We start from the raw sequence: 22,028 nt of genomic DNA, 5'->3' as shown, positions 1-22,028 counted from the left end.
GACCGTGGAGGATTCGATGGGTACGACGCCCAGCGACAAGCTCGTCGAGGCGCTGCGCGCCTCGCTCATGGAGAACGAACGCCTCAAGCAGGAGAACCGGCGTATCGCGGGGGCCGCCCGTGAGCCGATCGCGATCGTCGGCATGGCCTGCCGGCTGCCCGGCGGGGTCACCACCCCTGATCAGCTGTGGCGGCTGGTCGCCGAGGGCCGTGACGCGGTCTCCGGCTTCCCCGAGGACCGCGGCTGGGACCTGGAACGCCTCTTCGACCCGGACCCCGAGCGCACCGGGACGTCGTACGTCAGCGAGGGTGGATTCCTGCACGACGCGGGCGAGTTCGACGCCTCCTTCTTCGGGGTCTCGCCCCGTGAGGCGCTCGCCATGGACCCCCAGCAGCGCCTCCTCCTGGAGACGTCCTGGGAGGCCTTCGAGCGGGCCGGCATCGATCCGACCCGGCTCAAGGGCGAGCGGGTCGGCGTGTACTCGGGCGTGATGTACCACGACTACGCGCCGGGCCTGGAGTTCTCCCCGAAGGGCCTGGAGGGCTTCCTCGGCACGGGCAACTCGGGCAGCGTGGCCTCCGGCCGGGTCTCGTACACCCTCGGTCTTGAGGGCCCGGCCGTCACCGTCGACACGGCCTGCTCCTCCTCCCTGGTCGCCGTCCATCTGGCCATGCAGGCGCTGCGCGGCGGCGAGATCGACATGGCCCTCGCGGGCGGAGCGGCCGTCATGGGGACACCCGGTGTCTTCGTCGAGTTCTCCACCCAGCGCGGCCTCTCGACGGACGGCCGCTGCAAGGCGTACGCCGACGCCGCCGACGGCACCGGCTGGGCCGAGGGCGTCGGAGTCCTCGCCCTGGAACGCCTCTCGGACGCCGAACGCCTGGGCCACCCGATCCTTGCCGTGGTCCGCGGTTCGGCAGTGAACCAGGACGGCGCCTCCAACGGCCTCACCGCCCCCAACGGCCCTTCCCAGCAAAGGGTGATCCGCGCCGCCCTCACCAACGCCGGTCTCTCCCCCGCCGACGTCGACACGGTCGAGGGGCACGGCACGGGCACGACACTGGGCGACCCGATCGAGGCCCAGGCACTCCTCGCCACCTACGGCAAGGGACGCGCCGCTGAACAGCCTTTGTGGCTCGGCTCGTTGAAGTCCAACATCGGCCACGCCCAGTCCGCCGCCGGAGTCGCCGGAATCATCAAGATGGTCGAAGCCATCCGCCACGGAATCCTCCCCAAGACCCTCCACGTCGACCAGCCCTCCACCAAGGTCGACTGGAACGCAGGCGCGGTCGAACTCCTCACCGAGACCCGCGACTGGCCGACCACCGACCGCCCCCGCCGGGCCGCCGTCTCCTCCTTCGGCGTCAGCGGCACCAACGCCCACGTCATCATCGAACAGGCCCCCGACCAGCCGGACTTGACCCCGACCCCCGCCCGGACCCCCACCACGGTCCCCTGGCTCCTCTCCGCGAAGAACCAGGCCGCCCTGCGGGCCCAGGCCGAGCAGCTGATCCCGTTCACCGAGAACCCGCTCCCCGTGGCCCGCGACCTCGCCTTCCACCGCGCCCACCTTGACCGCCGCGCGGTCGTCATCGGCACGGACCCCGGCGACCTGGCCACCGGTCTCAAGGCCCTGACGGAGACCGCCTCGGCGGCCCACCTCGTCACCGGCACGGCGGACGTGGACGGGAAGGTGGCGTTCGTCTTCCCGGGCCAGGGACACCAGTGGGCCGGGATGGGAGCCCAACTCCTCGACACCGAGCCCGTGTTCGCCGAGTCGATGCGCTCCTGCGCCGAGGCACTGGGCAAGTACGTCGGCTGGTCGCTCATCGATGTCGTACGACAACTCGAAGACGCCCCCGGCCTGGACCGCGTGGACGTCGTACAGCCCGCCTCCTTCGCCGTCATGGTCTCCCTCGCCCGGGTGTGGCAGCACCACGGCATCCGCCCCGACGCCGTCATCGGACACTCCCAGGGCGAGATCGCCGCAGCCCACATCGCCGGAGCCCTCACCCTCGACGACGCGGCCCGCATCGTCACCCTCCGCTCCCAGGCCATCGGACAGCACCTCGCCGGGCTCGGCGGCATGATGTCCCTGCCCATCCCGCTGGCCGAAGCCCAGGACCGTATCTCCGAATACGACGGCCGTATCGAGATCGCCGCGGTGAACGGTCCCGCGTCCACGATCGTCGCCGGTGACCCGGACGCCCTCGACGACCTGTACGAGACGGCCAACGAAGCCGGTGTCCGGGCCCGCAAGATCCCCGTCGACTACGCCTCCCACACCAGCCACGTCGAACGCATCGAGGGTCAACTCGCCGAGTTGCTGGAGGGGTTGGCCCCGCAGGCTCCCGCCATCCCCATGTACTCCACGTACCAGGCGGCCTGGCTCGACGACAACACCCCGCTCACCGGAGGCTATTGGTACAACAACCTCCGCCACCAGGTGCGCTTCGCCGAGTCCGTCGAAGCGCTCATCGCGGACGACTACCGCGCCTTCGTCGAGGTCAGTGCCCACCCGGTCCTGACCACCCCCCTCACCCAGGCCACCGAGACCCGGCCGGGCTCCCCCTCCGTCGTCGTGGGCACCCTGCGCCGGGGGGACGACACCCCCGCCCGGCTGCTCACCTCGCTCGCCGAGCTGCACGTCCGCGGTGTCGGCGTCGACTGGGGCGCGGTGCTCGGCGCGCCGGCACGGCCGGTGGCCGGGCTGCCCACCTACGCCTTCCAGCACCGCCACTACTGGCTGAAGCAGCTCCGGCCGACGGGCCCCGCGGACGGGGACGACCTCGAAACCCTCTACCAGGAGAGCGACATGGCGACCGACCCCCAGGACCAGGACTCGTTCCTCGACCGTTTCGCGGCGCTGGACGCCGGTGAGCGGCACGGGGCGCTGCTCGATCTGGTGCTCGCCGAGGCAGCGGCCGTGCTCGGGCACGCCACGGCGGACGCGATCGACAGCGACGAGGGGTTCTTCGACATCGGCTTCAACTCGCTGACGGCGGTGGAGCTGCGCAACCGGCTCGGGGCGGCGCTCGACCGCGAGCTGCCCGTGATGCTCCTGTTCGACCAGCCGACGGCCGGGATGGTCGCCGACTATCTGCTCGGCGAACTGACCGTGGCCGCCTGACCCAGCCGCCGCCCACCCATCAACTGCCCTTTCACAGACAGGACTTCACCGATGTTCGACATCGACCACTACCTGGCGAGGCTCGGTCACACCGGCCCCCGCCCCGAGCCGACCCTCGACACCCTGAGGGTGCTGCACAAGCGGCACATGATGGCCCTGCCGTTCGACAACTTCCTCAACGAGGCGCGCGGTACGGCGATCTGGGACGGCGTCGACATCGACCTGGACGCCGTCTACAAGGAGGTCGTGATCGGTGGGCGCGGTGGCGTCTGCTACGAACTCAACGGGCTGTTCCGGGCGCTGCTGACCCGGCTCGGCTTCGAGGTCGTCGTGTTCTCGGCCGGGGTGCGGGGGCCGGACGGGTCGTACGGGCCGGAGATGGAGCACCTGTTCAACGGGGTGCGGATCGACGGCGACTGGTACCTGGCCGACGTCGGCTACTCGGGTCCCTCGCTCCTGGAGCCGGTGCGGGTGTCGTCCGAGCCGCAGGAGCAGTACGGGAGCGAGTTCCGGGTGCTGGCGGGCGACGACGGCTTCCACTACCTGGAGCGCAGGGCGCGGGGCGGCGAGTGGGGTGTGATCCACCGGTTCCTGCTGCGGCCGCGGGAGTTCTCGGAGTGGCTCCAGGCGGACAACCCGACGCTGGACGCGTACGCGGAGATGCTCGCCGCCCATGTGACGTTCATCCGCGGACGGGCCCTGGAGAACGGCCAGATGACCCTGACCGGGCGCCGGCTGCTGATCGTCGAGGACGGCGTGGAGCGGGTGCGGGTGCTGGTCAAGAAGGACGACTTCGAGGCCGTACTCGACGACATCCTGCTGCGGGCCCCGGCGCCCGCGGCCGCCTGAGGGAGGGCGGACGATGAGCGAGGCGACGGCCGGGCCGCACTGGTGGCCGGACGGGACGGCCGATGTGCTGGTCGTGGGGTACGGGCCGGTGGGCCAGGTGCTGGCGAACCTGCTCGCGCGGCGCGGGCGGCGGGTGGTCGTCGTGGAGCGGCACCCGCGGCCGTACACGATGCCGCGCGCGGTGGCCTTCGACGGCGAGGCGGCCCGGATCCTGGCGGCGGCCGGGGTCGCGGACCATCTGGCGTCGTTCGGCGAGCCGTCCGGCGACTACACCTGGCGCAACGGCGCGGGCCTGGACCTGGTCTCCATCGACGCGGCCGAGGTGCACGGGCGCAACGGCTGGCCGGAGTCGACCTCCATGTACCAGCCGGGCCTGGAGGAGGCGCTGATCGCGTACGGAAAGCGGCTGCCGAACCTGACGGTGCTGCGCGGCCACGTGGCGACGGCGCTGACCCGGACCGCTGACGGGGCCGAGCTGGAGGTCGAGGACGGCGAGGGCGTACGGCGGCGGCTGCGGGCCCGGTGGGTCGTGGGCTGTGACGGCGCGAACAGCTTCGTACGGCGCTCGATCGGCTCGGACTTCGACGACCTGGGCTTCCACCACGAGTGGCTGATCTGCGACCTGGTGCTGCACGACCGGCGCGAGTTCGTGCCGAACAACCTCCAGATCTGCGACCCGGTCCGGCCCCGCACCCAGGTGTCGGCCGGGCCAGGGCACCGGCGCTGGGAGTTCATGCTGCTGCCGGGCGAGCGCAAGGCGGACATGGACACCCGGGAGACCGCCTGGCGGCTGCTCGACGAGTGGTACGGCGTCACGCCGGCCGACGGGATCATGGAGCGGCACGCGGTGTACACCTTCCAGGCCGCGACCGCCCGGCACTGGCGGGACGGGCGGCTGCTGCTCGCCGGTGACGCGGCGCATCTGATGCCGCCGTTCGCGGGCCAGGGCATGAGCTCGGGGTTCCGGGACGCCGCCAACCTGGCCTGGAAGCTGGATCTGGTGCTGGCCGGGCGGTGCGACGAGGCGCTGCTCGACTCCTACGCCGAGGAGCGGCGGGCCCATGTGCAGCACGCCATCGGGATGTCGGTGAACCTCGGCAAGGTGATCTGCCAGACCGACGCGAAGGCCGCCGCCGACCGGGACGCGGTGATGATCGCGGCCCGCGAGCGGAAGCTGGCCCGCCCGCAGCAGTCACCGTTCCAGCCGCTGACCAAGGGCCTGGTGTGGCGGGACGAGAAGGGCCGCAGGCGTCCGGGCGCCGGCGACCAGGCCCCGCAGCCCAGGGTCGCGGCACCGACCGGGTCGGGCCTGTTCGACGAGGCGGTGGGCCGCGGGTTCGTGTTCGTCTCCCTGGACGATCCCCGGCAGGACCTCGACGCCGGCCAGTCGGCGTTCCTCGACTCCCTGGGGACGCGTTTCGTACGGCTGCTGCCGGCGGGCACCGATCCGGCGAGCGTGCCGCCCGGTTCGGTGGTCGACACCGAGGGCACCCTGGGCGGCTATCTGGAGGACGTCGGGGCGCGCGGGGTGCTGGTGCGGCCCGACACCTATGTGTTCGGCGCGACCTCCGGCGGCCCCGCGACCGGCGCCCTGGTGGACGCCCTGCGCGACTGTCTCCGGCCCGCTCTGGCTGCCGTGTGAAACGACCTCGGGGAGGACCCGCGAGAACACCCCCACACCCCTTCCCACCTGCACGATTACCGCTCGGTTGCCGGTCGGTGGCCACCGGCGTGGCGTACTTGATCCACGCGCGGGCGCGAAGACCTGGCGTCGGCAGCGAGCGCACAGTCCGAGACCCGAACACGATGTGACGACGAAAGAAGTGAGTGATGACCCCCCCGACAGCACAGGCCCGCACCCCGCGAGGTCTAGCGCTCACCATCCTCTGCGCGATGCAGCTGATGATCATCCTTGACGGGACGATCGTCACGGTCGCTCTTCCGACCATCCAGAACGGGCTCGGCTTCTCCCAGAGCGGCCTGTCCTGGGTGGTGAACTCCTACCTCATCGCCTTCGCCGGACTGCTGCTGCTCTCCGGCCGGCTCGGCGACCTGATCGGCACCAAGAAGGTCTTCCTGACCGGTCTGATCGTGTTCACCGTCGCCTCCCTGGTGTGCGGTGTCGCCGGCAGCTCCGAGATGCTGATCGCCGGCCGCTTCCTCCAGGGCGTCGGCGCCGCGCTGGCGTCCGCGGTGGTGCTCGGCATGATCGTCGGCCTGTTCCCGGAGCCGAACGAGCAGGCCAAGGCCATGGGCATCTACAGCTTCGTGTCCGCGGGCGGCGGCGCGCTCGGTCTGATCGCGGGCGGTGTCATCACCGACACCTTCGGCTGGCACTGGGTGTTCCTGATCAACCTGCCGATCGGCGCGGTCACCCTCCTGTTCGGTCTCAGGCTGCTCGCCGAGCAGCCGGGTCTCGGTCTGAAGGCGGGCGCGGACGCGATCGGCGCGGTCCTGGTGACGGCCGGTCTGTCCCTGGGCGTCTTCACCATCTCGCAGGTGTCCGAGGACAAGTTCAGCGCCGGTGAACTGTCGCTGTACGGCGCGGTGTCGGTGGCGCTGCTCGCCGGGTTCGTGTGGCGGCAGGCCACCGCCGAGCGTCCGCTGCTGGCGCTGCGGATCTTCCGCAGCAAGGAGATCGTCGGCGCCAACATCGCGGTGGTGCTGGTGTTCTCGGCCGGTTTCGGCTTCCAGTTCCTCAACGCCCTCTACCTCCAGCGGGTGCTGGGCTTCGACTCGATGCAGACCGGCCTCGCGTTCCTGCCGGCTCCGGTGGTCATCGGCACGATGTCGCTGTTCTTCACGGCGAAGCTGGTCGCCCGCTACGGCACCCGCCGGGTCCTGCTGACCGGTCTGCTGTTCCTCGGTGTCGGTCTGCTGTGGCTGAGCATGGCCCCGGTCGACGGCGACTACTGGGTCCATGTGGCACCGACCCTGGTCGTCCAGGGCTTCGGCATGGGTCTGACGGTCCCGGCCGTCATCATGCGGGCCATGTCGGGCGCGCAGCCGGAGGACGCGGGCCTGGCCTCCGGTCTCAACAACACCGCCCAGCAGGCCGGTGCGGCGGTGGGCCTCGCGGTCCTCGCCACGGTGGCCACCTCGCACAGCAACTCGCTGCTGGACGAGGGCCGTCCGGAGATCCAGGCGCTGCGCGACGGCTACAGTCTGGCGTTCGTGTGCGCGTCCGGGTTCGTGTTCGTGGCCTGGCTGGTGACGTTCTTCGTGCTGCGGGACGCCAAGCAGCCGGCGGCGGAGCAGGCCGGGGCACCGGCGGCCGAGGTGGCGCCGGAGGCGGCGCCCACGGTCGGACACATCTGACCCGGCAGCTCACCAACCCGTCGGAGCGTGACCGGGACGACCGGTCGCGCTCCGACACTTGTGTACGCAAACTCAGAGCACTCAAGGGGAATTGACGTGGCGGACAGGATCCGAGTGGGAGTCGTCGGCGCACACGCCGAGCGGGGGTGGGGCCGCAACATCCATCTGCCGGCCCTGTCGGCGCTGGACGACTTCGAGATCACGGCGGTGGCCGGCAGGACCATGGACTCGGCGCGGGCGGCGGCCGGGGTCTGGGGCGCGGACCGGGCGTACGACGACGCGGCGGCCCTGATGGCAGACCCGGACGTCGACCTCGTCACGATCGCCGTCCAACTCCCCTCCCGGGACGGCCTGGTGGAGTCGGCGATCGCCGCGGGCAAGCACGTCTACAGCGAGTGGCCGCTGGCCCTGGACGCACCGACCGCCGAGCGCTTCGCCCGCGCGGCGCGGGAGGCGGGCGTACGGCACGCGGTGGGCCTCCAGAGCCGCCACCACCCCGAAGTACGGCTGCTGCGCGACCTGTTGGCGCAGCAGCTGATCGGCGAGGTCCTGTCGGCGACCCTGCTGTACTCCCTCTCCACTCCGGAGGTCTGGTCGCAGCGGTACGCGGCCCTCTTCGACGAGACGAAGGGCGTCAACCACGTCGCCGTGGTGGGCGGCCACTCCCTGGACATGTTCCAGTACGCGGTGGGCCGGTTCACCGAGGTCTCGGCGACCCTGACGACGAGGATCGACCGCATCACGATGGAGGAGACCGGCTCCCCGCTCGACGTCACCTCCCCCGACCAGATCGCCCTCAACGGCCTCCTCGACACGGGCGCGACGGGCTCGGCCCACTTCATGACGGGCGGCCCCCGCGGCGACGGCTTCCGCATCGAGGTCCACGGCCGCGAGGGCCGCCTGGTCCTGGTCTCCTCCGACGACTCCCTGGTCGGACCCCGGTTCACCCTGACCCACGAGACGGCGAACGGCACACCGGCGACCCCGCTGACGGTCCCCGCGGAGTACCGCCCCCTGCTGGGCACTCCGTCCCCGGTGAGCAACGTCGCCCAGGTCTACAAGGACCTGGCCGAGTCGATCCGCACCGGCACCTCTTCCGGCCCGGACTTCTCGACGGCGGCCCGCACCCATCACTTGCTGGACGCGATCAAGAGGTCGGCGAAGACGGGCAGCCGAGTGATCCTGCCTTGATCGGGCAACCCGAAGGGGCCGCCTCCTGCTTGAGGAGACGGCCTCTTCGGGCTTTCAGGGGCGCGGGGCCGTATCTAATGTGCGGCTCCGCCGCGTGGGCGCGACAAGCCACGACGGACCCGCGCCCGATGCCGAGCCGAAGCCTCCCGCTCCACCAGCCACCACTCGGCGATCAACAGCGGCAGAATCCACCCGGGCCAGGACGCCAACCCGGCCCGCTCCTGCCCCCAGGCGATCAACGAGGGGATATCGGCCCCGGCACCCGGCGGCGGCAGAATCGTGTGGTCGTACACCACCCCCAGCACCCGGCTCACCACGATCGACATGGTCAGCGCGAAGCTCCGCACCATCCACCGCCGATGGTCCGCGATCCGCCCCTGCCGAGCCATCCGCAGCCCCACCACCGCCGTACCGATCCACAGGACCGACGTGGTCATCGTGCTCATCTGCATGGACAGCCCCGAGGGACTGGCGTACGCCACCGCGAGCCCCGCGACACCGCCCGGCAGCACGCCGGCGGCCACGTACAGCCGCCCGCTCACCCGGTGCACCTTCGGATACCGCTGCCGCAGGGCCGGCCACACCTGGAGACAGCAGGTCACGATGGCGACGGTGCCGCACAGCACATGCACCACCAGCACCGGGTAGTGCCAGGGGTACTGCGGGTTCGCCGGGATCTTGGAATCCGCCGGATCGAAGGTGAGATAGCGCGGAATCCCCATGGCGAGGAACACCGCCACCACCAGCCCCAACGGCCCCACCCAGGGCCGCCGCCACCACCGCGGCCCCGCCTCCTGGCCGTCGGCGGCCGAGTCCTCCCCCGGCCCGCCCGGGGACGGCCGCCCCCGGTCCGTCGTCGTGATCGTCACGCCGTACTCCTGTCCGCCCCGAGCCCCGAGGGCCGGGTCAGTCCGTGGCGGCCAGGGACTGGCCGGTCGCCTGGTCGATGATGTTGATGGCCCGGTAGGGGCAGTAGTCCGCGGCGTCGAGCACGTCGTCGTCGGGCTCGATACGGGACTCGACGGGCTGCGCCTTGCCGCTCACGAGGGTGAAGCGGTCGGGCAGCGAGCCGTTGCACAGCCCGGCGCCCATGCAGGCGCGCCGGTCGACCTCGATCAGCCAGCTCACGGCGTCACCACCGCACCGGCAGCGCGGCGACACCGCGCACCACGTGGTCCCGCTTCCACGGCACCTCCTCGGCCGGCACCGAGAGCTCCACACCGGGCAGCCTGCGCAGCAGCGTGCCGAGCGCGACCTGGAGTTCGAGGCGGGCCAGCGGGGCGCCCAGGCAGTGGTGGATGCCGTGGCCGAAGGCGATGTGCGGGTTGTGGGAGCGGGTCAGGTCGAGCTCCTCGGGGCGCTCGAAGACCCTCGGGTCACGGTTGGCGACCGCGGGGAAGACCATGACGCCCTCGCCGGCCTTGACCAGCTGCCCGCCGACCTCGATGTCCTCCAGGGCGATGCGGGTGTTCTCCGAGTAGGGGCTGAGCGGGGTGACGCGCAGCAGCTCCTCGATGGCCGTCGGCAGCAGCTCCGGCTCGGCGACCAGGCGCTCCCACTCCTCGCGGCGGCTGAGCAGGATGTACAGGTGGTTGGCGAGCTGGTTGGCGGTGGTGTGGTGGCCGGTCGCGAGGAGCGCGATCGACATCGTGATGAGCTCCTCCTCGCTGAGCCGGTCCTCCTCGTCGCGGGCGGCGACCAGCGCGGACAGCAGGTCGTCGCCGGGCTCGGCGCGGCGCTTGGCGAGCAGCGCGGACATGTACTCGGGCAGCTTCTCGAAGCGTGCCTCGTTCATCTCCTCAAGGGTGTGCTCGTCGCCGATGGTCAGCCAGGTGTCGATCCAGCCGCGGAACTTGTAGTGGTCCTCCAGCGGCACGTCGAGCATCTCGCAGATCACGGTGATGGGCAGCATCCAGGCGTACTGGGCGGCCAGGTCACCGGTGTTGTCCGTGGACGCGAGCAGCTTGTCGAGGAGTTCGTCGGCGATCTCCTGGGCGCGCGGGCGGATCTGCTCGACCCGGCGCACGGTGAACGCCTTGGCGACGAGCTTGCGCAGCCGCGCGTGCTCGGGGTCGTCCATGGAGACGATGTTCTGCTCCTCGAACGCCTTGCGGACCCGGGGCACGTCCTTGCCGACGGTGGCGGCCCGGCTGAAGCGCGGGTCGGCGAGGACCAGCTTGATGTCGGCGTGCCGGGTGGCGAGCCAGGCCTCGCCGCCGTAGCTCATGTCGACGCGGGTGAGGGCCTGTTCCTCGCGCACCTCGGCGTACCGCTCGTGCAGGTCGGTGGCGACGGGCTCGCCGAAGGGGTACTGCATGACCTGGTGCATGGGGCAGCCGGGCGGGGGTACGGCGGCCTGGCCGGACTCGGTGTTCGCGTGGTCGTCGGTGACCGTCATGGGAGGGTCGCCCTTTCTGTGACGGGGAGTTGATGGATCGTCAGTTGCCGATGGCGCGCGGGAAGTCGAAGAGGCGGCACGGGTCGTAGGCCCGCTTGAGCGCCTTGAGGCGGTCGTGGTTGGAGCCGTAGTAGGCGTGCTGCCAGCCGCCGAGGTACTTGTCGGGGAAGTTGATGTACGACTCGCCGTCGGACAGCGGGTCGATGACGGTGAAGCCCTTGGTGGCCCAGTCGACGGCGGCACCGGAGTCCTCCGCGGCCGGCTTGGCGCTGGCCAGGGCGACGCCGTAGCCGATGTGGAAGAGGGCGCTGCGGTGCACGAAGGCGGTGGCGCCGGGGGCGAGGTCGCCGACGGCTCCGCCGAGGCCCATGAAACTGAGGTAGCGGGTCTGGCCGGCGCGCGGGTCGGCCTCGAAGGCCTTGAGGGCGGCGGCCGTTCCGGAGCTGCCGAGCGGCTTGCTGACCAGGCGGGCCCGCATGCGCTGCCACTGGGTGCGCGGGTGGGAGCCGCCCTCGGCGAGGCCGTAGACGTACTGCATGCCGTCGCTGAAGGGGAGGTCGAGGACGCGGCTGGTGGCCGGCTTCGCCCCCACGAGCGCGGCGAGTTCGGCGAGGCCGGTGTCGGCCTGGTCCCTGGTGCCGTAGTAGGCGCCCTGCTGGAGGACGATCGGCGGGTTGCCGGAGCCGGCGTCGGGCTGGATGACGATGACCTGGCCGTTGGAGCGGCGCGGGGTGTTCACGTACCACTGCTGCCAGGCGGTGAGGAACTTCTCGGCGTCGGCCCAGTCCCAGACCTGCTCGTAGAAGACCATGCGCGGGGCCTCGATCGGGCGGACCTCGAAGTCCACGACGACACCGAAGTTGCCGCCGCCACCGCCGCGCAGCGCCCAGAACAGGTCGGGGTTGGAGATGTCGCTCGCGGTGACCAGACGGCCGTCGGCGAGCACCACCCTGGCGGAGACGACCCGGTCGGAGCCGATGCCGAAGCCGCGGCTCTGGAAGCCGAGTCCGCCGCCGGAGAGGAAGCCGCCGACCGCCACGTCGTGGCAAGTCCCGGTCACCAGCTGCTGGTTGTGGGCCTTGAGGGCGTTGGTGGCCTCGATGCTCCAGGTGCCGGGGCCCACGTGCACGGTCGGCGAGCCGCCGCCGGTGACGTGGTTGAGCCGGCGCACGTCGAGGATGAAGCCGTCCTCGGAGGAGGACCAGCCGAGGAAGTTGTGGCCGCCGCTGCGCACCCGCGGCCGGACGCCGTTGTCGGCGGCGAACCGGACGGCCTTCTGCACGTCCTGCGCGGTCTCGGCGTAGACGACACCCTGCGGCAGCAGCGCGTCGAACTCGCCGATCGCCAGCTGCTTCGCGGACTCGTACGCGGCATCGCCCGGCAGGACCACGTCACCGGTCAGCGCCGCGCGCAGCCCCGCCCAGTCGGGCGCGGAGCCGGTGGCACGGATGGCGGCGGACGCCGACTTGGCGGCGGCCGCGCCCGTCGCCGCGGACGCGGCGAGGACACCACCGGCGCGGAGCAGGTTCCTTCGATCAAGCATGTTTCCTCCGGTATTCCGCGTTAAATACGCGAGAACGCTATGGGCTGCGAGGCTCCACTGAATTCCCCTAACCACCCCCTGATTTCACGGGTCAACGGCCCCTGCGGGAATGTACGGGTGCCCCTCGGCGACGGCCGGGTCTAGGCTCCGAGCGACGAATTCACCATCAGGGAGAATCAGGAGAAGACCGTGACCGCTACCATGCCGGATGTGGATTCCGGCCCGCACATACACACCCGGAAACCGCTTCCGTCCTTGACAGGCATGCGCTTCTTCCCCGCGCTCCTCGTGTTCTTCATCCACTCGCTCCAGCCCATCGGGCCGGTCGACCCCAGCGGGCCCGTCAATCCGTTCGCCGACCAGGACCTGGCGCAGGGCCTGGTGAAGTTCTTCCTGCCGGCCGGATATCTCGGGGTTTCCTTCTTCTTCCTGCTGAGCGGATTCGTCATCACCTGGTCGGTGAAGCCCGGGGAGAAGGTCACCGCCTACTGGCGGCGCCGGCTCGTGAAGATCTTCCCCAACCATGTGGTGATGTGGGCGGCGGCGATGATTCTCTTCGCGTCCGCCTATACGCCGATGCGGACCTGGCTGCCGAATCTGTTCCTGGTGAATTCATGGATCAACGACTTCACCACGCAGATGAGCGTGAACGCGCCGTCCTGGTCGCTCTGCGCGGAATTGCTGTTCTATCTCTCCTTCCCGCTGCTGCTGCTCGGCGTACGGCGCATCAAGGCCGAGCGGCTGTGGTGGTGGGCCGGGGCGACCGTGGCGGCGACGGTCGGCGTCGGCCTGGTGACGGTGTACCTGCTGCCCGACACCCCGCGGAACGCCTACATCCCGCTCTCCCCCACCCAGAACTGGTTCAACTACACGTTCCCGCCCACCCGGATGTTCGAGTTCGTGCTCGGCATGCTGCTCGCCCGGATCGTCATCGCGAACCGCTGGCCGCGGGTCCGCGCGGTGTGGGTGGCCGCGCTGCTCGTCGCCGGCTATGTGGCGGCGACGTATGTCCCCGCGCCCTTCAACATGGTCGCCACGACCATCGTCCCGTTCGGCGTCACCATCGCCGCGGTCGCCGACGCGGACGTCCGCGGCCTCCGCACCCACCTGTCCGGCAAGATCATGGTCTGGCTCGGCAACGTCTCCTTCGGCTTCTACCTCTGCCAGGGAGTGGTCATCTTCTGGGGCCGCCAGGCGGTACTGGGCAACGCGACGTACAGCACCCCGGTGGCGGTCCTGGTCATGCTGGGCATGTTCGCGGCGACACTGCTGGCGGGCTGGTTCCTGTACGCCTGTGTGGAGACGCCGGCAATGAAGTACTGGGGCCGCAAGAAGCGCCCCGCAGAGGCGCGGGGATCTGCGCAGCAACCAGCCACGACGGCGCTTCAGCCGACAGAGATCCGCTAGCCCCACGGCGGGACGTCACCCCCTCATCAACTCGGCGACAAGAAAGGCGAGTTCCACGGACTGCTCAGGATTCAACCGGGGATCGCACAACGTCTCGTACCGGGCCACGAGCGAAGAGTCGTCCAGCTCGCACGCCCCGCCGAGGCACTCGGTGACTGGATCCCCGGTCAACTCCACGTGCAGCCCACCAGGATGCGTCCCCAGCTCCCGGTGCACCTCGAAGAACCCCCGCACCTCGTCGGCGATGTCGTCGAAGTGCCGGGTCTTGTAACCACTGGCGGTCTCATGCGTGTTGCCGTGCATCGGGTCGCACTGCCACACCACCCGGTGCCCCAGCGCGGTGACCTTCTCCACGATCCCCGGCAGGACGTCCCGGACCCGCTCGCGCCCCATACGGGAGATCAGCGTGAGCCGGCCCGGGACCCGGTCGGGGTCGAGGCGTTCGACGTACTCGACGGCGAGTTCGGGCGCGGTGCCCGGCCCGATCTTCAGCCCGACCGGGTTGGCGAGCTGCGCGGCGAGCGCGATGTGGGCGCCGTCGAGGTCACGGGTGCGCTCGCCGATCCACAGGAAGTGCCCGGACAGCCCGTACAGCGCCGAGCCGCCGTCCTCGTCGGGGACGTCCCGCAGCAGGGCCCGCTCGTAGTCGAGGAGCAGTGCCTCGTGGGAGGCGTAGACCTCGGTGGTGTGCAGGGCGCGGTGGTCGGCGCGGCAGGCCTTCATGAAGCGCAGCCCGCTGTCGATCTCGGCGGCCAGCGCGCGGTAGCGCTCCCCGGCCGGGGATGCCTGGATGAAGTCCTGGTTCCAGCCCTGGACCCGGCTCAGGTCGGCGAGGCCGGACTCGGTCATCGCGCGGACGTGGTTGAGGCTCGCGCCGGCGTGGGCGTACGCCTCCAGCATCCGGCCGGGGTCGGCGACCCGGGCGGCCGGGGTCGGTTCGGCGGAGTTGACGATGTCGCCGCGGTAGACGGGGAGTTGGAGTTCGTCGGCGGGCTTGGAACGGGGCTTGGCGTACTGCCCGGCGATCCGCGCGACCTTCACCACGGGCAGGCTCGCGCCGTAGGTCAGGACGACGGCCATCTGGAGCAGGGTGCGGATGTTCGCCCGCACATGGTCCTCGGTGTTGCTCTCGAAGGTCTCGGCGCAGTCCCCGCCGTGCAGCAGGAAGGCCCGTCCGTGGGCGACGTCGGCGAGGCGCCGGCGCAGCCGGTCGACCTCGCCGGGCAGGACCAGCGAGGGCAGCCGCCGCAGGGCGGAGCGCACCTCGTCGACCCGTGCCGGGTCCGGGTATGCGGGCTGCTGGGCGGCGGGCCTGGCGAGCGCGTCGTCGACCCGTGCGGCCACGGCGGCGGGCAGTACGGCGGCCGGGGCGCCGCCGGTGGTGCGTCCGGTGGTCTGTATGAGTGGAGGCATGGGCAGGACGGTAGGCAGCGCGGACCCGGCACCGGGCCACTCGACGGTAACCGGGGGCCCACCATCGCAGGCGGGCCTCAGCCGAGCTGGAAGAACTCCTCGTACAGCGCGATCTGTTCGGCCAGCATCGGCTCCCCGTACAGCACCGGAAGGCCGGCCTCGGCGGCGGCCCGCAGCAGTGCCGTCTCGCGCGGTTTCATGATGATGTCGGCGACGGTCGTACCCGCCGCGAGCGCGGCCGGGTTGAAGGGCAGCGGGTCCTCGGGGCGCAGGCCCATCGGGGTGGCGTTGACGGCGAGCCGGGCGTCGAGGTGCCCGGGGGCGGCGGTGATCCGGTCCGGGAAGTGCGGGGCGAGCCGGGCGGCGAGGGCGCTCGCGCGGGGCCCGTCGGCGTCCCACACGGTGAGGTGCGCGCCGGCCCGCAGCAGGGCCACCGCGATCGCCGACCCGGCACCACCGGCCCCGGCGAGGCACACCGTCGTGCCGCGCGGTTCGTGTCCGGCGCCGCGCAGGGCCCGTACGAACCCCTCGCCGTCGAAGTTGGCGCCCTCCCAGCCGCCGTCGGGCCGCCGCCGCAGCGCGTTGACCGACCCGCTGAGCGCGGCGGACTCGGTGACGGAGTCGGCGAGTTGGTGGCACGCCTGCTTGTGCGGCACGGTGACGAGGAGCCCGTCCAGATTGCGTACGGCCGTCAAGGCGCGCATCACGTACGGCAGTTCGGCCGCCCCCACCTCGACGGGCACCAGAACCGCGTCCTGCCCGAGCCGCGCGAACACGGGGTTGAGCAGCGCGGGCGCGCGGACCTGGCGCACCGGGTCGCCGAGCACGGCGTACAGGCGTGTGGTGCCGGTGATGTGCGGGGCGTCCGCGGCCGGCCGCTCAAGGTGCCGGACCGGCCGCTCGGGGGGTCGCGCGGCTGCCTGTTCGATGCGTACGGCGTCCATCTCGTTGCGTACGGCGTCCATGTCTCCCCGTTCTCCGCCGCGGCCGGGACGTCACGACCGTAGGCGCGCCGGGCGGTGTCCGGGAGCCCCTGAGTCCCCCCTGACACCGCCCGGGTCAGCGGGCGAACCAGCAGCGGACGGTGGTGCCTTCGGGCCCGGTGTGGACGCGGACGAGGTCGGCGAGGAGGTTGACCATCAGCAGGCCGCGTCCGCCGCACCGGTCCCGGACGGGCGGTCTGCGCCCGGCCAGCGGGTCGGTGAGGTGCCCCTTGTCGCGCACCTCGCACAGCACGTGCCCGTCCGCCGCCCACACCCGCAGCGTGCCCGAACCGCCGCCGTGCACCACGCTGTTGGTGGTCAGCTCGGCGACGACCAGCGCCAGGTCGTCGAGGCGCGGCCGGCCGAGTCCGTGCCGCGCGCCCTCGCCGACGGCGAGGTGCCGGACCTCGCCGAGTTCCTCGGCGGCGAAGGTGACGGAGAGGGCGGGGAGGGCGGAAAGGGCGTCCGTCTCGGGCGGCAAGGGGGTGTTGTAGCGCGCGATCACGCCCTCGGGGTCGTAGGCGTCGCTGTCCCGCTCCCGCCCGGAACCCGCGTCGACGATCACGGGATGGGTGGCGTGGGCGTCCGCGACGGCCCGGGGATCGAGGCGGCGGGTGTCGTACGGGCACAGGATCGTCGCCGTACGGCCCTGGAAGGCGGCGTTGATCAGGGCCTCGTGCTGGACGCAGGCGGGGTACTCGGCGGCGGTGCGCCCGGCCCAGACCGGTTCGCCGACGATCCGCACCGGGGTGCCGGGCGGCTGGACGTCGGCGAAGGCGCGCAGCACACCGGGGATGATCCGGCCGGGGTTGCGCCCGGCCTCCCGCATGTCGAGGAAGCGTACGGCGTCGTCGGCGCCGATCTCCTCGCGCAGCAGCCGGAGGTTCTCGGTGGGCACGGCCACGGTCACCGGTTCCCCGGCGGCGAGCGCCTTGCGCACGAAGGGCACGACGCCGGCGAGGTACTCCCGCTCGTCGCGGTAGAACAGGGCGGGGTGCGCGAAGTGTCCGGCGCTCACGGCGGGTTCACCCCGTCGCGGTTCGCCGAAGGCCCGCGCCGCGGCGCCTGGTGCCGAAGGTCCACACCGACTCCCCACTGTTGCTCGGACGGTCTCTGTTCCGATACGTCTCCCCTCCCGAAAAGTCTCCCGCGCCGACTGTGCGATCGACGCGCGACGCGGGCGCTCGTCCCGACGCGGTCGTCCGTGCCGACACAGGCACTCATCCCGACACGGTCGCCCGTCCTGCCGCGGGCACTCGTCCCGACACAGGCACTCGTCCCGACGAGACCGCGTTTACCCCCGGCGGGCCCGCGTCATTCCCCGATGCGCCGGGTGTAGTCCTCGGCGGGGCGGGCAGGCGCACTCCAGCATCGCCGGATCCCGGGCGGTCACGTTCACCGCCGCGGTTCGGGGGGGACCGGTGACTCGATGTCGTGACGACTGTGGGGAGCAGCGAGGCGGACATGGGCTCAGCGGCACACACATCGCTCGCAGGGCGACTGAACACCCTGACCATCGACGGCCGGACGGTCGAGGACCGTGCCGTGCTCGTCCCGCGCGGGGAGCTGGTGCACGGCTGCGCGGACACCCTGGCCAGGAGCCTGTCCGAACTGCCGGACGGGACCAGCCGGGTCGATGTGGACATGGTCGGGGTGTTCTTCATGGACACGGCGGGGCTTCAGTTCCTGGAGCTGCTCGACAGCTACGGGCACTGCAACCGGGTGCCGGTGCGGGCGACCCGCTTCAACGGACAGCCGCGCCGCGTCCTGGAGATGGCGGGCCTCGACACGGACGACCCGCTGCACAGCGCGGCTCCCGGTTCCCCTCCGGAGCCCGCGCCCTCCGTGGCCGTCCTGGAGCACGCGGAGCAGCTGGACCTGCTGCGCACGGAGGTCGCGCAACTGCGCCGGGCGATCGTCACCCGGCCGGTCATAGACCAGGCCCGCGGGATTCTGATGGCCACCCACACCTGTTCTTCCGAGCAGGCGTGGAACGTGCTGCGCGAGGCCTCCCAGCTCTCCAACACCAAGCTGCGCAAGGTCGCGGCGATGGTCACGGCCGACGTCGGCGACAGCGGGCCGCGCCCCTCGCCGGAACTCCGGGCGGCCCTGCGGACGGCGATCGACCGGTGCCTGCACTGACCGGTCGCGGTCCCCATCAATACGGCAGGAGTCGCCCCGACGGTGTCCTGCGGTCGATGTCCGGCAGCCGCGGGTCACGGGAGGAGGGCCGACGGATGACGCGAACACGGGTCTGACGGTTCATGACGCCCTCCTCGGGCCTGGACATCTGTTCCCCGACACCAACCAGCCTGTCCCGCACAGGTCCGCCGCACATCGTGCCCACGGAGACACCTGCCCTGCCTCCCCAGGACGAGAGACCGCTCTCCCGCTACTCCCGGGGGAGGAGAACTACCCCTGGGAACACCCGATCAAGCCTCACCACGGCGGATCCGGGTCGGAGAGCGAGGCGCACACTGGAGGAACGCGCCGCTCGGACGCCGGCAGGCACCCCGCCCCGCCCCCTCCAACGCCGACCCCGAAGAGCCCCCATGCCCACCCTCCCCACCCCCTGGCTGACCGCCCTCCGTCGCCACCTCCGTCGCCGCCTCCGTCCACCCCGCAGACCACCCCCCACCGGCCCCGGCGGCCCCGCCGACCCCACCCACCCCTCCCGCCGCGACCAGCTGAAAGCCCTGATCGCCGTCCTGGACGAGGCCGTAGCCGCGCAGACCCCCGCCGACGAGGCGGTCGCCGCGTGCGGTGAACCCGGTCCCGTGTCGCGCGGCACCGCCCGGGACTGCGGGCGGCAGAGCATCGCGCTGCACCGGCTGCGGACCCGGCTCCAGGACCTGCGGCTCCCCGACCCGGACCTGGCGGCGGCCCGGACCCGCGCGGCCTGTCTCCTCGCCTACGACCTGTGGATGCTCCGCACCTCGCTGAACCTGGCCTTCACGGTCCACCCCGTCGCCCGCACGGAGGCGGCCCGACTGCGCCTCAACGGCCTGGGCCGCCCCGCGGACGACCTGCGCCACCTGCGCGACACCCTGCGCGCCGAACTCCCCACGGCATGACCCACCGAGCCCGACCGACTTTCTCCACGCGAAACCCGCATTCCCTGTGCGAAACCACGGTCCCGTGACACGTGAATCACAGCCCGGGCTCCTAAGTTCCCCTGCTCTGACGGGAAACCGCCCGCCGTCGGCGGCGACCGGTGCCACCCCGGTGCCGTCCGCCGCCGACCGTCCACGGAAGGACCTCCACCCGCCCATGAGCAAGCACAGGAAGCACCGGACCCGGCACGTCCTGGCCCTCTCCACCGCAGGCGCCCTGACCCTGGCCGCCGGAGTGGTGGCCGCGGCCTCCGCATCCCAGTCCGACCGGTCCACGGCGGACGCCACCTGCTCCTACGCCCTCTCCGACACCGCGCCCCAGGTCGGCGACAACCCCCGCCACGTGATCACCGGCGACCTCGACAACGACGGCGCCGAGGACGTCGTAGCGGCGGACAACGACACCGACACCCTCTCCGTCCTGCTCGGAAACGGCGACGGCACCTTCGCCGACGCGAAGCAGTACGCCGTCGGGGACAAGCCGTACCAGACCGTGATCGCCGACTTCGACGGCGACGGCGACGCCGACCTGGCCACCGCGGACTTCGACGGCGGCACGGTCAGCGTGCTGCTCGGCGCGGGCGACGGCACCTTCGCGGCGGCCACGCAGTACACCGTCGGCGCCGGCGCCCGCTCCCTCGTCCCCGGTGACGTCGACGGCGACGGCGACCTCGACATCGCGGTGGCCGAGGAGTCCGGCGGCGGGGTCAGCCTGCTGCTGGGCGACGGATCGGGCGCGTTCACCACGGAGTTGGAGACCGTGACCGTGTCCCGCCCGCACGGCCTGGTCCTGACCGACCTCGACGGCGACGGCGACCTGGACATCGCGACCGCGAGCGTGGCGAGCGCCGGAGGCGTCAGCGTGGCCCTCGGCGACGGCGACGGCACCTTCGGGAACGTCACCGAGTACGACAGCGTCTCCCGCCTCTACTCCCTCACCTCCGGCGACTTCGACGGCGACGGCGAGACCGACCTGGCGGCCGTCAGCAACGGCTCCAACACCCTGGAGATCTACGCCGGGAACGGCGACGGCACCTTCGGCGACCCCACCGACCTCACCACCCCCGCCCTGCCGGTCTCGGTCAACTCGGCCGACCTGGACGGCGACGGCACCGACGACCTGCTCGTCTCCTCCCTGAGCGGCAGCTCGGTCACCGTCTACCAGGACGGCGCCGAGGTCACCGAACTCACCGCCGCGGGCGCCTACGAGGCCGACGCCGCCGACCTGACCTCCGACGGCGTCCAGGACCTCGTGGTGGCGAGCAGCAGCGCCGACGAGGTGGACGTCTTCACCGGCACCTGCGCCTGACGTCCCGCATAGGGCCCGGCGCCCGGTCCCGCCTCCGGCGCCCGGTCCTGCCTCCGGCGCCCGCCCGGTCGGACAAGTGTGCGGAAAAGTGATGGTCAAGACTTGTACAGGACCGCTTGTGGCCTCCCGCGGTGGTGCAGATCATGGCCGGATCCCACCCGTACCGTCCCCGCAGACGCCCCGCCCTTACCGAGCACCGCTCCCCCGCACGATCAGCACGGTCCTCACCCTGCTGGTCCTCTTCGCCGGCGTCCAGCTGATCGCCCCCGGCCTCGGCGACCACTGGTTCGGCGCGGACTACGCCCCCGACGGCTGGACCCACGCCGAACGCTGGAAGTACCTGCTGACCGAGGCCGTCCCGCTCGCCGGGTTCATGCTTCTCGGCGTCCTGTTCTGGGCGTTGGGGGCGCCGACGCGCAGGGCGGAGGCCGACGCGGCGGGGTGACCTGAGTCATTGACAACCGCGATCCAGCGGAGTTGTCATGAACACATGCTCCGACCTGCTGGAACCCCATGGGAACCCACCCGCTGACCGGGCGCCGAGCGCTTCTCGACGCCGTCGGGTCGGAGCCCGGAGTACTCCTCCACGGCCCCGCGGGGATCGGCAGGTCCACGCTCCTCACCGCCCTCACCGCCGCCGCGCCCGGTACGGTCCTGCGCTGCGCGCCCACCGAGGAGGAGGCCGGGCTCCCGTTCGCCGGGCTGGTGGACCTGTTCGCGCGGGTGCCGGAGCACTGCCTGGGGTCCCTGACACCCGAGCCCCGGGCGGCACTTGAGGCGGCCCTGCTGCGGGGCCGGGAACCGGAGGCCGGCCGCGACCGCCTCGCACTGCGACTGGGAGTCCTCGACGCCCTGCGCGCCCTGTCGGCAACAGGCCCTGTACTCCTGGCTCTTGACGACCTCCAGTGGCTGGACGACCCGACCACCGAGGTGCTCGCCTTCGCGGTACGCCGGCTCGACGGACTCGGAATCCGCGTGCTGGCCGCCGAGCGCGTACCCGACGGCGAGCAGCCGCGACGCCTGCGCTGCTGCCCGCCCGGCACCCTCGAACTCCCCGTACCGCCCCTGACGGACGAGGAGGTGGCCCACCTCGTCCGCGCCGACCTCGGCACCGACCTGCCCCCGGCGGCGCTGCGGACGGTCCAGGAGACGGCCGCCGGAAACCCCTTGTACGCGCGGGAGTTGGGCCGGGCGGCCCGGCACGGCGGCGGGATACCTCCGCGACTGCGCGCCCAACTCCTGCACCCGGCCCGGGCCCTGCCCGAACCGGCCCTGCGCACCCTGCTCACCGCGAGCGCCGCCGCCCGCCCGAGCCTCACCGTGCTGCGCGCCGCCGGGCTCCCGGACCCGGCCGCCGACCTCGCGGCGGCCGAA

18 protein-coding genes are annotated in these 22,028 nt (G+C 71.9%); 11 read left to right on the top strand and 7 right to left on the bottom strand.

Going from position 1 to position 22,028, the window contains the following annotated elements:
- The first annotated feature begins 16 nt into the window (after nt 1–16).
- From G3I78_RS25575 to G3I78_RS53230, 5 genes are all read left to right on the top strand, one after another.
- Nucleotides 17–3,130, top strand: a complete 3,114-nt coding sequence (locus tag G3I78_RS25575) for a type I polyketide synthase (protein WP_164428541.1) — start codon at nt 17–19, stop codon at nt 3,128–3,130.
- 51 nt (nt 3,131–3,181) lie between these two features.
- On the top strand, nt 3,182–3,979 hold the full coding sequence (locus G3I78_RS25570; protein ID WP_164428539.1) for an arylamine N-acetyltransferase: 798 nt from the start codon (nt 3,182–3,184) through the stop codon (nt 3,977–3,979).
- Between the two features lie 13 nt (nt 3,980–3,992).
- Complete coding sequence (locus tag G3I78_RS25565; RefSeq protein WP_164428537.1) at nt 3,993–5,621, top strand: bifunctional 3-(3-hydroxy-phenyl)propionate/3-hydroxycinnamic acid hydroxylase; 1,629 nt, start codon at nt 3,993–3,995, stop codon at nt 5,619–5,621.
- 188 nt (nt 5,622–5,809) lie between these two features.
- Nucleotides 5,810–7,297 (top strand): MFS transporter, encoded by a 1,488-nt coding sequence (locus G3I78_RS25560; RefSeq protein WP_164428536.1) that lies wholly within the window; start codon nt 5,810–5,812, stop codon nt 7,295–7,297.
- Between the two features lie 96 nt (nt 7,298–7,393).
- On the top strand, nt 7,394–8,488 hold the full coding sequence (locus G3I78_RS53230) for a Gfo/Idh/MocA family oxidoreductase (RefSeq protein ID WP_343243842.1): 1,095 nt from the start codon (nt 7,394–7,396) through the stop codon (nt 8,486–8,488).
- A 74-nt stretch (nt 8,489–8,562) separates the two neighbouring features.
- On the opposite strand, the gene G3I78_RS25550 is transcribed toward G3I78_RS53230, so the two are convergent.
- From G3I78_RS25550 to G3I78_RS25535, 4 genes are read right to left on the bottom strand one after another with little or no spacing between them, the layout of a single operon-like run.
- Entirely contained in the window at nt 8,563–9,357 is a 795-nt protein-coding gene (locus G3I78_RS25550; protein WP_203615527.1) for a DUF2306 domain-containing protein, read from the bottom strand.
- A gap of 37 nt (nt 9,358–9,394) precedes the next feature.
- Complete coding sequence (locus tag G3I78_RS25545; RefSeq protein WP_164428534.1) at nt 9,395–9,616, bottom strand: ferredoxin; 222 nt, start codon at nt 9,614–9,616, stop codon at nt 9,395–9,397.
- 4 nt (nt 9,617–9,620) lie between these two features.
- Entirely contained in the window at nt 9,621–10,886 is a 1,266-nt protein-coding gene (locus tag G3I78_RS25540; protein ID WP_239158043.1) for a cytochrome P450, read from the bottom strand.
- Nucleotides 10,887–10,926: 40 nt separating this feature from the next.
- Nucleotides 10,927–12,429, bottom strand: coding sequence for an FAD-dependent oxidoreductase (locus tag G3I78_RS25535; protein WP_164428532.1), 1,503 nt, complete (start codon nt 12,427–12,429; stop codon nt 10,927–10,929).
- A 264-nt stretch (nt 12,430–12,693) separates the two neighbouring features.
- On the opposite strand from G3I78_RS25535, the gene G3I78_RS25530 reads away from it, so the two are divergent.
- Entirely contained in the window at nt 12,694–13,836 is a 1,143-nt protein-coding gene (locus G3I78_RS25530; protein WP_164428529.1) for an acyltransferase, read from the top strand.
- A 15-nt stretch (nt 13,837–13,851) separates the two neighbouring features.
- Here G3I78_RS25530 and G3I78_RS25525 read toward each other — a convergent pair whose 3' ends face one another.
- From G3I78_RS25525 to G3I78_RS25515, 3 genes are all read right to left on the bottom strand, one after another.
- Entirely contained in the window at nt 13,852–15,249 is a 1,398-nt protein-coding gene (locus G3I78_RS25525) for a 3-deoxy-7-phosphoheptulonate synthase class II (RefSeq protein WP_164428527.1), read from the bottom strand.
- Nucleotides 15,250–15,326: 77 nt separating this feature from the next.
- The gene (locus G3I78_RS25520; protein WP_239158042.1) at nt 15,327–16,214 is read right to left on the bottom strand and encodes a shikimate dehydrogenase; all 888 of its coding nucleotides are present in this window, start codon (nt 16,212–16,214) and stop codon (nt 15,327–15,329) included.
- 94 nt (nt 16,215–16,308) lie between these two features.
- Complete coding sequence (locus G3I78_RS25515) at nt 16,309–17,250, bottom strand: anti-sigma factor RsbA family regulatory protein (protein ID WP_164428525.1); 942 nt, start codon at nt 17,248–17,250, stop codon at nt 16,309–16,311.
- 446 nt (nt 17,251–17,696) lie between these two features.
- Here G3I78_RS25515 and G3I78_RS25510 point away from each other — a divergent pair, with 446 nt between their 5' ends.
- The 5 genes from G3I78_RS25510 to G3I78_RS25490 all read left to right on the top strand — a co-directional run.
- Complete coding sequence (locus tag G3I78_RS25510) at nt 17,697–18,374, top strand: ANTAR domain-containing protein (protein WP_203615544.1); 678 nt, start codon at nt 17,697–17,699, stop codon at nt 18,372–18,374.
- A gap of 410 nt (nt 18,375–18,784) precedes the next feature.
- Nucleotides 18,785–19,306 (top strand): hypothetical protein, encoded by a 522-nt coding sequence (locus G3I78_RS25505; protein WP_275424844.1) that lies wholly within the window; start codon nt 18,785–18,787, stop codon nt 19,304–19,306.
- 196 nt (nt 19,307–19,502) lie between these two features.
- Entirely contained in the window at nt 19,503–20,654 is a 1,152-nt protein-coding gene (locus G3I78_RS25500; protein ID WP_164428523.1) for a VCBS repeat-containing protein, read from the top strand.
- Between the two features lie 118 nt (nt 20,655–20,772).
- Entirely contained in the window at nt 20,773–21,099 is a 327-nt protein-coding gene (locus tag G3I78_RS25495) for a hypothetical protein (RefSeq protein WP_239158041.1), read from the top strand.
- Between the two features lie 68 nt (nt 21,100–21,167).
- On the top strand, nt 21,168–22,028 hold an 861-nt coding region (locus G3I78_RS25490; RefSeq protein WP_164428521.1), incomplete at its 3' end, for an ATP-binding protein.

This window comes from Streptomyces sp. SID13726, assembly GCF_010548375.1.
Classification (GTDB): domain Bacteria; phylum Actinomycetota; class Actinomycetes; order Streptomycetales; family Streptomycetaceae; genus Streptomyces.
The sequence above is the reverse complement of the archived record's forward strand: the minus strand, read 5'-3'. Positions and strand labels throughout refer to the sequence as shown.